Genomic DNA, 202 nt, shown 5'->3' with positions numbered 1-202 from the left:
CCCTCGGCCTCGTAGCGGGCCAGCCAGCAATGCAGCGTTTGACGCGACACACCTGCTTTCTCCGCCGCCTGCGACACCGACAGACCATCGCCGATGACCGCCATCACAGCCTGATACCTCTGCTCTTCCACGCTCAACTCCCTCATTCCGGGAGTGTCAAGGATCAGCCGAAGTAACCGTCAAGCATCAGCCGAAACACTGT

1 protein-coding gene is annotated in these 202 nt (G+C 60.4%); it reads right to left on the bottom strand.

Features of this window, described 5'->3' with window-relative positions:
• A partial coding sequence (locus tag AC5Y39_RS21270) for a helix-turn-helix domain-containing protein (protein ID WP_500021728.1) occupies positions 1 to 146 on the bottom strand: 146 nt, incomplete at its 3' end.
• Between the last annotated feature and the right edge of the window lie 56 nt (positions 147 to 202).

The organism is Mycobacterium sp. NGS39 (assembly GCF_059812765.1).
This window is presented reverse-complemented; position numbering and strand designations above follow the sequence as displayed.